General features: G+C 34.9%; 12 protein-coding genes. 3 read left to right on the top strand and 9 right to left on the bottom strand.

Translation table 11 applies throughout. From position 1 onward, the window contains the following. Positions 1–29 precede the first annotated feature (29 nt). The 3 genes from ACY2RT_RS10890 to ACY2RT_RS10880 form a co-directional block, all read right to left on the bottom strand. Positions 30–2,588, bottom strand: a complete 2,559-nt coding sequence (locus ACY2RT_RS10890; RefSeq protein ID WP_490155944.1) for a TonB-dependent receptor — start codon at positions 2,586–2,588, stop codon at positions 30–32. Continuing rightward, positions 2,572–3,474 carry a FecR family protein gene (locus ACY2RT_RS10885; RefSeq protein WP_490155943.1) on the bottom strand — a complete coding sequence of 301 codons (903 nt, stop codon included), beginning with the start codon at positions 3,472–3,474 and terminating at the stop codon, positions 2,572–2,574. Before ACY2RT_RS10885 ends, ACY2RT_RS10890 begins: the two co-directional genes overlap by 17 nt. A gap of 61 nt (positions 3,475–3,535) precedes the next feature. Beyond that, positions 3,536–4,045 (bottom strand): RNA polymerase sigma factor, encoded by a 510-nt coding sequence (locus ACY2RT_RS10880; RefSeq protein ID WP_490155942.1) that lies wholly within the window; start codon positions 4,043–4,045, stop codon positions 3,536–3,538. A 104-nt stretch (positions 4,046–4,149) separates the two neighbouring features. On the opposite strand from ACY2RT_RS10880, the gene ACY2RT_RS10875 reads away from it, so the two are divergent. Both ACY2RT_RS10875 and ACY2RT_RS10870 read left to right on the top strand, forming a co-directional pair. After that, entirely contained in the window at positions 4,150–5,925 is a 1,776-nt protein-coding gene (locus ACY2RT_RS10875; protein WP_490155941.1) for a hypothetical protein, read from the top strand. A 508-nt stretch (positions 5,926–6,433) separates the two neighbouring features. Continuing rightward, on the top strand, positions 6,434–6,886 hold the full coding sequence (locus tag ACY2RT_RS10870; RefSeq protein ID WP_490155940.1) for a GNAT family N-acetyltransferase: 453 nt from the start codon (positions 6,434–6,436) through the stop codon (positions 6,884–6,886). 39 nt (positions 6,887–6,925) lie between these two features. On the opposite strand, the gene ACY2RT_RS10865 is transcribed toward ACY2RT_RS10870, so the two are convergent. The 5 genes from ACY2RT_RS10865 to ACY2RT_RS10845 all read right to left on the bottom strand — a co-directional run bounded on the left by ACY2RT_RS10865 (position 6,926) and on the right by ACY2RT_RS10845 (position 11,766). Next, entirely contained in the window at positions 6,926–8,410 is a 1,485-nt protein-coding gene (locus ACY2RT_RS10865) for a M28 family peptidase (RefSeq protein ID WP_490155939.1), read from the bottom strand. 115 nt (positions 8,411–8,525) lie between these two features. Beyond that, a complete protein-coding gene (locus tag ACY2RT_RS10860; RefSeq protein ID WP_490155938.1) occupies positions 8,526–9,803 on the bottom strand; it encodes an RNA polymerase sigma factor in 1,278 nt (425 codons plus the stop codon). Between the two features lie 7 nt (positions 9,804–9,810). Continuing rightward, positions 9,811–10,149 (bottom strand): YciI family protein, encoded by a 339-nt coding sequence (locus ACY2RT_RS10855; RefSeq protein WP_490155937.1) that lies wholly within the window; start codon positions 10,147–10,149, stop codon positions 9,811–9,813. Positions 10,150–10,235: 86 nt separating this feature from the next. Continuing rightward, on the bottom strand, positions 10,236–10,670 hold the full coding sequence (locus ACY2RT_RS10850) for an SRPBCC family protein (protein WP_490155936.1): 435 nt from the start codon (positions 10,668–10,670) through the stop codon (positions 10,236–10,238). 328 nt (positions 10,671–10,998) lie between these two features. Further along, positions 10,999–11,766 carry a hypothetical protein gene (locus ACY2RT_RS10845; RefSeq protein ID WP_490155935.1) on the bottom strand — a complete coding sequence of 256 codons (768 nt, stop codon included), beginning with the start codon at positions 11,764–11,766 and terminating at the stop codon, positions 10,999–11,001. Between the two features lie 271 nt (positions 11,767–12,037). Between ACY2RT_RS10845 and ACY2RT_RS10840 the strand changes: the two genes are divergently transcribed. Beyond that, a complete protein-coding gene (locus tag ACY2RT_RS10840) occupies positions 12,038–13,300 on the top strand; it encodes a DEAD/DEAH box helicase (RefSeq protein ID WP_490155934.1) in 1,263 nt (420 codons plus the stop codon). A 6-nt stretch (positions 13,301–13,306) separates the two neighbouring features. Here ACY2RT_RS10840 and ACY2RT_RS10835 read toward each other — a convergent pair whose 3' ends face one another. Next, entirely contained in the window at positions 13,307–14,074 is a 768-nt protein-coding gene (locus ACY2RT_RS10835) for a hypothetical protein (RefSeq protein ID WP_490155933.1), read from the bottom strand. Positions 14,075–14,232 lie beyond the last annotated feature (158 nt).

The following is a 14,232-nucleotide window of genomic DNA, read 5'->3' as shown; positions in this document are numbered from 1 at the left end:
AACCTTTAAATAGGAAAAGGTTTTTTACCTTAAAACAGCATTTGTAAAGAAAAATTTGGAGTAAGCCCTAAAGAGATTTCTTCAATTTGATTAATACGCGTCTCACCAATATCGTTAGTATCTATAGCGTACTTAACGTTGAGGGTATTTTTAGTATCGAAAAGGTTGATAATCGCCAGATTTATCTTTGCATCTATACCACTAGAAATTTTCCAAAGATATTCTACAGAAAGATCTGTTCTAAAATAATCCGGAAGTCTTTCGGCATTTGGACGATCATATTGAATAGTCTGTAAATTATCAATGATGACAATTTCATCACCAATTAGAGGTATTGTATATGGTTTTCCGGTATGCCAGTTAAGCCCTAAAGCAATTTTTAGACTATTAAAAGAATAAGAGCCTGCAATTGTAGCTGAATGGCGGATATCCAAATTATTTGGAAAAGTAGTAGGTATTAATTCTTCAAATTCGAAATCATTTTTTAGGTAGAGGTAGCTAAACCACGTACTAAATGATTTAAACTTTTTGTTCAAAACAAACTCAGCTCCGGATACGGTGTAACTTCCTGTGGCACGTACAAATTGAAATTGATTTTGAAAACCTTGATTAGAGGTTGTAATACCATTTACTTGTTTATAAAAACCTTCGGCATTTACAAACCACTTTTTTTTATTGTAAACAAACCCCAAGGAGACCTGTTTACTTTCTATTACGGGAATATCTTTATTATTGGTCAATATCCAACGCCTTTTTTCAACACCCAAAAAATCACTTTCAAAATCAATACGCTGTGTTGTGGTTTGACTTTTAAACTCTCCTAAAGCTTCTAATGCAAATCCACTTCCTAATTTTTGATGTAAACTCAATCTGGGTTCAAAAATGATCTTACCGAATTTGTCAAAGTAATTTACTCTTACTCCGCTATTAATTATGGTTTGTTTGCCATTAGGTGCATATTTTAAATTTCCAAAAAAGGCATGCGTCCGCAACACATTTTTTTCATAGCTTCTAAACCTTGGTAAATTAATATCCTGAGTATTAGCGATTCCTGTTTCTGAAAAATGGTAACCTCCTTGTATTGTGTTTTTTTCGGAAAGTTTAAAATTGGCATTTAATTTTACTCCTGTTTCCAATACTTCATTTTCCTGAAGCTGTTCTTGAGTAGTAAAAACATCTTTGTTGAGGCCATTTAATAAATAAAAAGAACCATAAGCTAAAGCTTTGGTTTCTAAAGAATTATTCCAGATACGATTCCAGGAAATACCTCCAACTGTACTCTGTTGGCCCAATTTACTTGTTGTTGATTGAGGCGATCCTTCAAGATTTTCGGTAAAGTCCAACTGGTTATCTATCGTTAAAAAGTTAAGGCGTACTCTATCTTTTTTTGAAATATCCCATAATAGCTTTGTACTAAAATCAAAAAAACTAAAGTCTTCATTAGCAACAACAGTAGCTCCAGTAGCGTTATTTGCAACATTAGTGATCTCACTGTCTTGGAAAATTCTTTCAGAATAGGTTTTATATACCGGGGTTTCCAACACATTGTTGATAGAACGCCTTCCGGAAACCTGAATTGAAAACTTTTCTGAAACAGGAACATCTATAAAGGCACTACCATTAATAAGGTTAAAACCTATTCCTCCCGAAAATAGATCTGAGACCGTATTTTTAGATTGCATGGCAATTACACCCGAAACACTTTCACCGTATTGTGCCGGAGTTCCGTTTTTATAAATGGTCACTTTTTTGGTAAGGTCCGGATTGAATGCAGAGATCAATCCAAAAAAATGTCCATTCTGATACATTTTTATATCATCCCAAAGTATTAAATTCTCGTCTTGTGTTCCTCCTCGAATATTAATATTCGAAATAGTTTCATCCACACTTTCTACACCGGGCAATACCTGTGAGATTTGCAACACATCATTTTCTATTTGGCCAGGTAATAAACCAAAATTATCAGTGTTAATATTAATAGATCCATCTAACTCCTTCTCGATACCTTTTGTAAATAGGGTATTTAGCGTTATATCATTTAATTTGGTTACTGAAGGAATTAGTAATATAGATGTGCAAGTAGGAGAGAGCTTTTTTGCAGAAATTGTAATAGTTTCATACCCTACATAGCTTATGGTTAAGATTTCAACTTCTATGGTCTCAGGGATGTAAAACAAACCTTCGGCATTTGTGATAGTTGCGTATTTTCCATCATTAGCTTGTATGGTAGCTCCTTCAAGTACTGAGCCATTACTGATATCATGGATTTTACCACAATGAACAGTTCCATCTGTTTTTAAAACCACAGTAATATACCTACTATTAATTTTTGTAAAAACTAAAGGAGTATTTGCATTTAAATAATTTAGAGTAGCATCTAAAGAGAGATTTTCTGCAGGAGGCGTTAGCGAAATGTTTTCAATAGTATTAGAAGCATAAGATATTCTTACATCGTGCTGATTTTCAATTGCTTCTATAATATGTTGAAGGGAAACCTGTTTTTCGTTTTGGGCAAAGGAGGTATAGTTCCAAAATAGGAATAATAGCGCAATCAATAAGTATTGTAGTTTGCTAGTTGCCCTTCGCATATATTTTTACCTCCTTACCATTAACCGTAAAGTTTAATTGTAAGGGATCACAAACCGATTTCAACGCAATATTGAGGTCATCGTGTGTAAAACTTCCTGTAAAGCGTTTATTTATATCATCTTGTGAGATTATTTCTATTGGATATTGTCTTTGCAGCTCGGTTAAAACTGTAAGTAACGAAGCATTTTCAAAATGACTTTCATTGGCGATCCATTGTGGAGCGACTGTATTATCTTTAATATGCTCTATTAACGTTCCGTTTTCAATTTTTAGTTTGTTTCCTACAGGCAATTTAATTAGTGTATCATTAAAACTGACACTTACCAAGCCTTCATAACAGTTTATATTAAAACTATTGCCTCTGGAGAATACATTAAATTGCGTACCCAGAACAGTAACTACACCTTGTGGTGTATTTACACTGAAAGTGTTTCCTTTGGTAACCTTGAAATAGGCCTCGCCTTGCAATGATAACTCTCTGTTTTTCGCCCAGCTTTTTTTATTATAGCTAATTTCCGAATCTGCATTTAACACTACTTGTGAGTTGTCTGGCAGTTGAAATGTTTCTTTTTGAGCTATTTGTGTTGATACTGAAGTATCCAGTGAACTTACATATAGATATCCAATGCAAATAACAGCAAGCACTGCAGCAATTTTAAGAATACTCTTTAGAGGACTCTGTCTTCTGAATTTTTCTTTTGCAATGAATTTGGATGTGATAGCTTCAAAATTAGTTTCTGAATTGAAAGGAGGTGCCTCAAAACCTGAAGACGCCTCAGCTATTTTAATATAAGAAGCGTATTCCGGTGAAGCCTTCAATGTTTCAATTTCATCTTTCGTAGCTTCCCCATTTAAAAATTTATGTAATATGTAATTATTATCCATTTTACTTTATTTCATACCTATAGTTGAAACAACTATCTTTATTTTTACCCTACTTTATATATTAAATATTTTCTATTTCTTGTCGCAAGGTAGCTAATGCTTGGCTCATGCGCTTTTCGACAGCCTTTACTGAAATTCCTAAAATCTCGGCAATTTCTCTATATTTTTTTCCTTCAACCCGGTTCATTAAAAAAGCGGTTCGCTGTGCTTCCGTGAGATTACCAATGGTCTTTTCTAACTTCTTTAAGTATTGTCTTTCCTCCAATAAAAATTCCGGGGATTGATTGTCAACTTTTTTAGGCTGTAACTGGGCATGCCTTAACACTACTTTTTTATGAGCAACTTCATTTAGAAAAGTATTATTAGCAACAGTATACAAAAAAGATTTTGCTTTTTGCAGACTTACTTTAGCACAGTTTTGCCATAATTTTATAAATGCTTCCTGTACGAGGTCATCTGCCTGTGCCTGGTCACCACATTTGTAATAAACAAAATTCCAGATAGGTTTTCCAAAATCGCTATATACTTTATTGAATACCCTTTCATCACAGACGTTTTCAGTTTCTTCCATATGTTGGTGTGTAATATCCAAAGATATTTAAAAAGTTTATAAATGAGGTAGGGTATTTTTTCAATATCTTGTTCTAATTATAAACAACCTCGAAAATTGTTGTTATGAAAAATTTTTCCGGAATTTATTTACTGCTGTTATTAGTGGTGAGTTTACTATTTTCTTGTCAAAAAGAAGATAGTGTACTTATTGATGAAAATGAAGATGAAGCTATAACAGTTGATTCTGTACTTACAGGCTTTTTAATAAGAAGTTCGGAACATGCGGGAGACTATGACGATATTATTGACGGAAATAGCTGTGCCAGCGTTGTGCTTCCGGCTATCATAATTGTAAACGGACAGGAACTAACTATTTCCAGTGAAGATGATTTTGATCTTATAGATACTATTTTTAATCAATTTCCAAATGATGAAGACTCATTAGAAATTGTATTTCCTATAAATATCATATTAGAAAGTTTCACCCAAATAACTATAAACAGCCAAGCTGAGCTAGATACAATTATTGCTACCTGCGAAGGAGACCTGAATGATGCTATTGAATGTGTGGATTTTGTTTATCCTATGACCTTTTATGTTTACGATTCTGTTCAGCAGCAAACTGGTGCAATAACTGTGAATAGTGATTTTGAGATGTATCAATTTTTAAGCAATTTGGATATTGATAAACTCATTAGTATAGATTACCCTATCTCATTAATTGTAAATGGAGAGAATCAGGAGGCTAATAGTAATCAGGAATTATTGAATATCATTAGTAACGTAGATTGTGACAATGACCCTATTGCTAATGCGCGACTTATCGAAGATCTTACTACAGGTGCTTGGTATATTACTTATTATTTTGATGAATATGATGAAACAGACCTGTATACAGGCTACGAGTTTACATTTAATATAGACAGTACGGCTCAGGCTACAAATGGAAGTAATGTTGTGTCTGGAATCTGGGGTACTAACAGCAGCCTTTCTTACGTGGACTTAAATTTTGGAAGTGATACTCCATTTAATGAATTGTATGCAAGTTGGGATATAATTGAAGCAACTTCAGAAATCATTAGATTTAAAGATGTAAGTGGCGGTAACGGAAGCATAGATTACCTTACGTTTGAGCGTACACCAAATAATGGAGGATCCAATGATGATCTAAATAGCTTTATTAAGCAATTAACAATTGATGATTGGTATGTAAATCTATATAAAGACGATGGAGATGATGAAACCTGTAATTATGTAGACTATTCATTTAGTTTTACTACCAACGGCCGGGTAACGGCAACCAATATTGATGGAGGGGATATCACGAACGGTTTCTGGACTGTTGAAGTTGATAGTAATGATGACCTGGATCTGGTATTAAATTTTGATTACTCCGGTACTGATGACCCATTTCAAGACTTAAATGATGATTGGGACGTGATTGAATTTGATGGATTGGTTATTAATCTTGAAGATTTAAGTGGCGGAAATGGAGGGACAGATCATTTAAGCTTTGGAAGAAACCCTTGCACCTGTTGTGGAGGAAGCGGTGTAGCTCAGCTTTTACGTGATGTAATGGCAGATGGTTGTTGGTCTGTACAAACGTATCTGGAAGATGGTACTGATGAGACATATTACTATGACAATTATATTTTCACTTTTATTGCAGGAGGAACTGTAACTGCGGATGATTTTAGTGGAACCATATATGGTACCTGGTCTGTTACCGAAGATAGCGACGGAGTATATTTTGCACTTGATTTTGGGGCTAATTTCCCTTTAGACCAATTTAACGATGATTGGGATGTACTTGGGTTTAGTGAGACCAATGTGAGTTTAGAAGATGTAAGTGGTGGGGGTAGTGGAACAGACAACCTTGTTTTTGATAAAATTTTGTAAAGAGAATCAATTGATATTAAAGAATTGTGAAAGAGAGAATGTCATCTAAACATGATGATTACCTACTTTTATGACGCAGGCCAAGATAAGACCGGTAACTTTTAGTGAAGTTAGTTTTAGTTTGTTTGCTTTTTTTTAATTAAGACGGAATATTAGTTGCGATTAATAGAAACACACTTTAGTTACCGGTTCCTGGTCTGTATATCATACCGCATTCAAAACATTATAATGATAGCAGTGCTAACGATTTCAGTTTTATGCAATAAGCGCCATGCCAAGATTGAATTGATCGAAGATGTTGGCAGAGCGACAAAGGTATATATTACTTAACCTGCAAAAACTATGATACCTTCAATTAGTTAGTTTGCCCTGATAAAAAGCCGGCTGAAAGTTTTCAGTCGGCTTTTTACTTTTCTAAAAAACAAGTACTAATTTTTTACTAATTTTAAATATATAAATCATTTATTTTTACTCATGATATTCGTGTAACACCTAAAAGATATTTTTGATGATCAAAATAGTAAGAACCAATTCCAAAGATCAGGACTTTGTTACCCTTGTGAAATATCTTGATGCAGATTTAGCCATAAGAGATGGTGATGATCATGCTTTCTATGATCAATTTAATAAAATTGACCATATTAAACATGTAATAGTTCTATATGATAATGGAAAACCAATGGGATGCGGTGCTATCAAAGAATATGAGCCAAACGTGATGGAGATTAAACGAATGTATACACCACCGGAAAACAGAGGAAAAGGGATTGCAAGCAAAATTTTAAACGAATTGGAAAAATGGGCATTTGAACTGTCTTATGAAAAATGCATTTTGGAAACCGGAATAAAACAACCTGAAGCTATTGGATTATATAAAAAGAATGGATATCTATTGATACCAAATTATGGACAATATACAGGTGTTGAGAACAGTTTGTGTTTTGAAAAAAAAATAAATTAATAAGTGGTCAATAATAAAAAGCACTCACGGTTTTTTCATCTACCTGTTATATAATTCTTTACCCATAGCTTCATATTTATCTCCACTCGTCCAAAAAGGAATAGCAGGGTCATTGGCAATTTTTCTTCCTGACAACACATAGGCCTGGAAAAACTTCAGCAAATAATTATAATCTAAAGAATCTGCCTCATCTGCAGGCCTGTGATAGTATTTTGTAATATCACTATTAAAAGAGGTAAAGCCCAAACTAAAAGTAGGAGCTGGAATTCCTTTGGCAGCAAAATGTACATTGTCGCTCCGGTCGAAAAGGCCCTGTTCCGGGGCAGGATCATCACTGGCAATTAACCCGAAAGCAGTAGCAGCATCTTTTATATTCTGTTCAGCAGTTGTTCTGCCTAACCCAACAATAGTTACCAGTGAAGTATCATTATAACCACCATTATCACTATTAAAGCAATATACCATCTGGTTAAGAGGTAATACAGGATTGTTCACATAATACTCACTGCCAAGTAGTCCTTTTTCTTCGGCTGTGAATAATATAAACAATGCCGAACGTTTGGTAGGATACTTTGCCAGATTTTCTGCCATACTTAATACGGTAGTAGTTCCAACCGCATTATCTCTGGCACCATTATAAATTGTATCACCGCTCTCATCTGGAGTACCTATACCCACGTGGTCATAATGAGCAGAATAGATGATAAACTCATTTTTTAGTTTTGGGTCGGTGCCTTCAACCATACCAACAACATTTTGGGAAGTGATCTTTTCTGTAACCTTATCTGTTAAAAACAGATTAGTAGGTATCGTTTTTTTTGTGCTAAGGTTGTCTATGTATGTACCATCTTCATCTTGTAGCCATAGGTAAGCAAAGCTTTTTTCATGATTGGATTTTGTATTGTTAGACGAAGCAATCTCAAAGCGGTCACTTTTAAAATTGTGTTCAATATAACCCCACATTTCATTTTTAGCTTGTATAAATTCTATAATTCCCAAAGCACCTGCTTTTTTGGCCAATTCCATTTTAGTTTCACGTAATCCAAATGCAGCACGGGCATCGTTAGCTTCAGTACTTCCAGCTTTAACAAGCACCAGCTTTTCTTTTACATTTTGCCCTTTGTAATCCTCTTCCAGACCATATCCTAAATAAACAGCATCACTGTCAAACTTCATTTTAGCAGCTTCTAAAACCACCTTATTTTTATATTCTTTTCCATTGATTTTAAGCATTAATTTCTTTGGAGGGCTTACTTTTTGTAATAAAACCTCTTGATAATAACTGCCTGTTTTAGACACCGGTTGCACACCATAACTCCTTAATGTATTAGCCAGATAGGAAGCTGCAATTTTGTTCTCTGCAGTACCGGTTTCACGTCCTTTTAAAAGGTCGTCAGACAAAAAATAAATATGTCCTTCGATAGCACTTTTACTTACTGTGTTTTCTACTTTTTGCTTATCGGTTTGAGAGAGTAGTGTAGTAAAACTTAGAAGGAGAATAATGAAGAGTTTAATAGTTCGCATCTTTTTTAGGGGGTTTATTATTAAAAAATATGAATATTTATTAAATGTAATTGCAATTAGATTTTAAAGATAGGGAAAGTTTAATAATTGCAATGAGTGGTGAAAAAATAATATCTTAATTTAAAATAGAAGCAATTCTATCTTTCAGGAATTGTTGTTCCCTTTTGGATTGGGTAAGTTGCAATGCCCTTTTAAAGTTGCTTATTGCTTCAGTAGTGTGCTGAAGTTGCTCGTTAATAGAGCCAAGGCTTGCATGATAGAGATGGTAATTTTCTAAGATCTTATTGTCCTTTAGTTTTGTAATAGCCTCAAAAGCTTTTTGTGGTCCGTGTAACTCCAAAATAACAAGACATCTGTTAAGGGATACGATAGGATCGTCAGAAATATCAAGCATCAAATCGTAATAATTCAATATAGCTTTCCAGTTAGTGTCTTCATATTTTTTGGCAATACAATGTTGTAGGGCAATAGCAGCTTCAAAGTGATAGGTGGAAAAAGTATCTCCAAAACCAGCTTTATACAAATATGTTTTTCCATGTTGTATCAATTCACTGTTCCAGGTACTTCTGTCTTGTCTTGAAAGGACAATAAGATCTCCTTCCGGTGTAAGGCGTCCCTCACTTCGAGCTGTGTGAAAGCACATAAGTGCCATAAGTGCATAGGCCTCGGGGAGTTGGGTTCGTTCACTGTCCAGAAGCGTTTTGCATAAGTGCATGGCTTGTGAAATAAGGTCTTTTCTAATTAATGTTTCAGAATGTGTAGAGTTATAGCCTTCATTAAATACCAAATAAATAGAACTTAGTACCACACTGGTTCTTCCTGCAATTTGTTCTGTGGAAGGAATTTCCGGTTTGATCTTATTCTTTCTGAAATATTCTTTGGTGCGATACAATCGTTTGGAAATGGTATCTTCTGAAGTTAAAAAAGATCTGGCAACTTCTTTGGTGCTAAACCCGCAAAGTGATTTTAAAATAAAAGTAACTTGATTTTCCTGTGAAATTTCAGGCAGACAACAAGCATACATCATTCCTAAAAAGTCATCTTTAATATAATCTTCCTGCCAATAATTATTCATGGTACTTTTTAAAGTATATTCTGAAGTTAATAGCTGTTTTTCGGGGCCTGAAAAATCAATTATATTACTGTGTTTGTTCTTTCTAATAATATCTATTGCTTTGTTTTTAGCCACTCTGTATAACCATGCTTTCGGATTTTCGGGTATTCCACGATACTTCCAGGTTTCCAGGGCACTTAACAGTGCATCTTGAACTACATCTTCTGCCAATTCAAAGTTTTCAGACCCAAAAATTTTCACCAAAACCGAAACCATCTTCCCAGACTCATGCCTAAAAAGATGGTTTAATGTTTGATCTATTTTTCGTGTATCTTTCAACAGCAGATTACATTTTTGCTATTTCTCTTACTTCAATGGAACAATCATGTTCAAATCCTGGACAACCTTTTGCCAGGCCGGTAGCTTCGTCCAATGTGTTAGCTTTTACAATGATATAACCTCCTACTAATTCTTTTCCTTCTGCTAAAGGACGATCGGTCACTTTAGTACCTCTTTCGGTCAATGTTTTTGCTTCATTCTGTAGAGGTTCCCCACCTACTAATTGTCCTTTTTGGGCCAAACCTCCCATCCAGATTTCCCAATCTTTCATATGTGCTTGAATTTCTTCGGGTGACTTGGTAGACATATCTTCTCCACCTCTGATAATAAATAAATAATCTTTCATGTTTTTTGAATTTAAATTTTTTACTAATACGTTTTACATTTCTATAACGAATACGATTGAATTATTTGGACAGTGAATTAAAAAAATTATCGGTACCCTTCACTTCCAAAGGCCTCACCTTTCCCTGTCTGGCAAAATTGGCGTAAGCTTTCCATATAACGTCCCCAACTAAAATTACAAATAGCATAGAAATCATCTTGTGCCGGAAAACCGTCATGAGAAAACCGAACACGTGTCTTACCTTCATTTTCATCTAATAAAAAGGTAAAGGTATTTCCAACCCAGCCATGTTGGCTTTCAATACACTCCCAAACAATTTCTTTGTTAGGCATAGATTCAATGACTTTCATTTTGGGACCTTTAAAGTCACCAAAATCAAATTGAATCTCACCTCCCAAAGAGGCATTACCATTGGTTTGAACAGTCCACCAGTTTGCTAAACCTTCTATGGTTGAAATGGCATTGAATATTTTGTCTTTTGGAGCATCAATATGATACAAATGTTTACTTGAATATGTCATAATCTATGTTTTTATATTGCTATAACGAATACATCCAAAGGATTTGGACAAAATATCTGAAATTATATTCGAACCCTTAAAGATAGTACATACAAGACTTTTTAATTAGCATTCCAATAATCAAAAGTTTCTTTTACTTTTTGTATTTCAATGTTTTGTGGAAATTGTTTCTCCAACTCATAAATAAGTTCTTTTTTAAAGCTCAATTCTTAAATACTTTAAAATGTATGATAGATTTAAGTGTCACAGGAATTTGCTTTAGTATTGAAGTATCTAAAGTATAATTGTTATTTGCAAATTGTGTGAATGCGTTACTTTGTAAATAACGCTATTTACCACCCATCTTCTCTGTTTCAACTCTATTGAGCAAATTAGGCACCAATGATTCACTGAAACCTGCTGCGATAGCCAATAGGCTTATAACATAAAAGTTATCCGGAGAATTAAGCTTTGGCAGTAATAATTCAGATTTGATAAGCACAAAAATGATCAGGCCACTAAACATAGCTATAAGTATTCTTATGGCACCGTATACAACTTGAAACCAACCAAATTCCGAAGCATCAATCTCCAGCTTTTTTATATTCCTGGAAACCGATAAAAAACCACCAATAGACGCATAGGTCATATAATAGAAGTAGGGAATAATCTCTTCGATGAGATTGTTTTTTTTTAAGAAATAACTAAATAGAATAACTAAAAAAACCATGCCCAGACAACTAAGCAGGTAATAAAACCTTCCTTTGCGAACATTGCTTTTATAGATCTTGATATCTTTTAGAATATCATCACAAACTTTTCTGGCATTTACAAGATTCCCTTCGGCAGCATCCTTATAAGCCAATCCAATTTGGTCAACATATTTCTTTTTTTCAACTTGGGTAGTTAAGTACCCGCTTATGGTTGAAATCTGAGCACTTATATTGCCCCAGTTTTTTTTGATGGCATCATCACTACTGGCTAAGGTTACTTCACCGCTATCATTGCCTTCAAAAATCAAATAGCTTGGTTGTGCGCTATACAGTGTTGTAATTGTTTCACCTCTAAAAACATCTCCTTCATTATAATCTTCTAGTTTTTTTGCTGCTTCACTCATATTAGTTGGTTTTGGTTAAGAGATTTTTTCAATCGCTCTCTTTATGTGCTATCAATACATGTACAAAAGCAATGCAATTGCTTAAAAATGCATACAAAGTCGTTTATAAAAAATCGAAATATAAAAAGGGGGAGAAATAAAACTCTTCTAAGATACTAAAAAAATAAATAGACATTTTGATAGAAAATATGCATACGAATAATTAACCGTACCTTTGAAATCCATAAAGAAAAGGCGTAACCTATATCTTGTCGTTTCTCAAATACATTATATGTCATTTAAATCTTTAGGGTTGTCCGACGCCCTGCTGAAAGCTATTAGCAAAAAAGGATACACTACCCCATCTCCAATTCAACAAAAAGCCATCCCTAAAATACTTGAACGAAAAGACATTTTAGCATCTGCTCAAACCGGAACTGGAAAAACGGCTGGCTTTACCTTGCCTATGTTACAAATTTTAAATAATACCAAGCCACTTCGTAAACGTCCTGTACGTGCTTTAGTATTAACCCCCACTCGAGAACTTGCTGCACAAGTGTATGACGATGTGCGTACCTACGGTGCTTTTTTAGACATTCGTTCAACGGTAATTTTTGGCGGGGTCAATGCCAATCCGCAAATAAGAACACTTAGGCAAGGAGTAGATATTCTTGTTGCGACACCCGGACGATTACTCGATCTACACAATCAAAAAGTATTTTCCTTAGCGAATGTAGAGATACTCGTTTTGGATGAGGCAGACCGTATGTTGGACATGGGTTTTTTGCGCGATATTAAAAAGATTCTCGCCTTAATGCCAGTTAAAAGGCAAAACTTATTATTCTCTGCTACTTTTTCTAAAGAAATAAAACAATTGGCAGGAAGCTTTTTACATCGTCCGGTAATGGTAGAGGCTACACCTGAGAACACCGCTGCTGAAAAAGTAGAACAGATTATTTATCGAACGGATAAAAACAAAAAAACAGACTTGGTAATTAAGCTTATCTCTGAAGGGAATTGGCAACAGGTCCTCATTTTTACACGAACGAAACACGGAGCGAACCGGCTTAGTCAAAAACTTGAAAAAGCTGGAATAAGATCAGCTGCTATTCACGGAAATAAAAGTCAGGGAGCACGTACTAAAGCTCTTGCGGGATTTAAAAGTGGAAAGGTAAGTGTACTGGTAGCTACCGATATTGCTGCACGTGGATTAGACATTCCATTACTGCCACACGTAATTAATTATGAGTTACCCAACATCCCTGAAGATTATGTACATCGTATTGGACGTACCGGCAGGGCAGGAGCTAGCGGTGAGGCTATTTCCATTGTAAGTGTGGACGAAAATGAGTATGTTAGCGGCATTGAAAAACTACTGAATGAACGCCTGGAAAGCAAAATCATCAGTGGGTTTGAGCCTACAGAAACTCTCCAGGAAGTACTAGATAAAAAAGCCGAGAACAAAGCCAGTCATAACAAAGGACGTCGAAATAACAACACTGCTAATAAACCCAAAGGGAACCGAGGGTTTAAAAGAAGAAGAGGCAGACGTTAATTGTTTCTAATTTTCCGGACTGTATGATAAATCATCGCGCATATATCCGTTTAAGGTTTCCACACGAATAATAGATTTTAATAATTCGTTGTAAACAGGAGTTCTTGCTTCACCTAAGAGTTCTTTATTCTCTTTGCGAATACGCTCATAGTCTTCAGGATTCTTTGCTGAAATAGCTACCAATATAAATTGTCCTGCAGCGCCAAAACCACTACGGTATACACGATAATATTCTTTTGAGTTATTTTTAGCATACAACTCCTTGAACTGCTTAGCAAGTTTGATCACTTTCGGGAAATTTTGCGGGGTCACATACCAAAATTCCAATTTGCGAAATTCCTGCCCATCCTGAACAATCTTTAAACCCTCCGGCATATACGAAAGTTCTTTATCCAGATGGATAATATAATCACTGTGAGTATCGTAACAACTATCAAAATTATCGAACAATTCATTAAAATCATCCTCACCCATTTTGTCACGCAATAATGAAAAACGACTCTTATCCAAATCTGCCATATTTTCTATAGGAGAAAGATGAAAATAGCGTAAATCGTCTGTAGAGATGGTAAGCCATTTAGCCTGTTTTACGTCATATTTTTTGCAATTTTCTGCCAGTGTAGCACAATACCCTTCATAGTCTGCAACCATTGCAGGATATACAGGATCTTCATGCACCCAATAGGCTTGAGAGTTAGCATCGTCCTGAGCGGTTATAACAAAAGGACAAAACAATAATAATGCAATTAAAAATGGAATGGTCTGTGTTTTCATACTCTTCTAATTTTATGTTAGTGTCTCATAAAAGGGTGTTGTAGGAGCTAAGGAAAAATAGCCGGCAACAAGACCCTGTGTAGCATTAAAATACAATCACTAATAGGGAGTAGTGATGTTCTAACCTGTGCAAAGACGGAGCAACCCGTGCGCCTTTT

This window comes from Ulvibacter sp. 2210JD10-4 (assembly GCF_058148525.1).
Note: the sequence above shows the minus strand (reverse complement) of the source record. Positions and strands in the feature narration are given on the sequence as shown.

Bases quoted from the DNA above. Each gene is read 5' to 3' on its own strand.
- ACY2RT_RS10890 (WP_490155944.1), bottom strand. From the start codon at position 2,588: ATGCGAAGGGCAACTAGCAAACTACAATACTTATTGATTGCGCTATTA.
- ACY2RT_RS10885 (WP_490155943.1), bottom strand. From the start codon at position 3,474: ATGGATAATAATTACATATTACATAAATTTTTAAATGGGGAAGCTACG.
- ACY2RT_RS10880 (WP_490155942.1), bottom strand. From the start codon at position 4,045: ATGGAAGAAACTGAAAACGTCTGTGATGAAAGGGTATTCAATAAAGTA.
- ACY2RT_RS10875 (WP_490155941.1), top strand. From the start codon at position 4,150: ATGAAAAATTTTTCCGGAATTTATTTACTGCTGTTATTAGTGGTGAGT.
- ACY2RT_RS10870 (WP_490155940.1), top strand. From the start codon at position 6,434: ATGATCAAAATAGTAAGAACCAATTCCAAAGATCAGGACTTTGTTACC.
- ACY2RT_RS10865 (WP_490155939.1), bottom strand. From the start codon at position 8,410: ATGCGAACTATTAAACTCTTCATTATTCTCCTTCTAAGTTTTACTACA.
- ACY2RT_RS10855 (WP_490155937.1), bottom strand. From the start codon at position 10,149: ATGAAAGATTATTTATTTATTATCAGAGGTGGAGAAGATATGTCTACC.
- ACY2RT_RS10850 (WP_490155936.1), bottom strand. From the start codon at position 10,670: ATGACATATTCAAGTAAACATTTGTATCATATTGATGCTCCAAAAGAC.
- ACY2RT_RS10845 (WP_490155935.1), bottom strand. From the start codon at position 11,766: ATGAGTGAAGCAGCAAAAAAACTAGAAGATTATAATGAAGGAGATGTT.
- ACY2RT_RS10840 (WP_490155934.1), top strand. From the start codon at position 12,038: ATGTCATTTAAATCTTTAGGGTTGTCCGACGCCCTGCTGAAAGCTATT.
- ACY2RT_RS10835 (WP_490155933.1), bottom strand. From the start codon at position 14,074: ATGAAAACACAGACCATTCCATTTTTAATTGCATTATTATTGTTTTGT.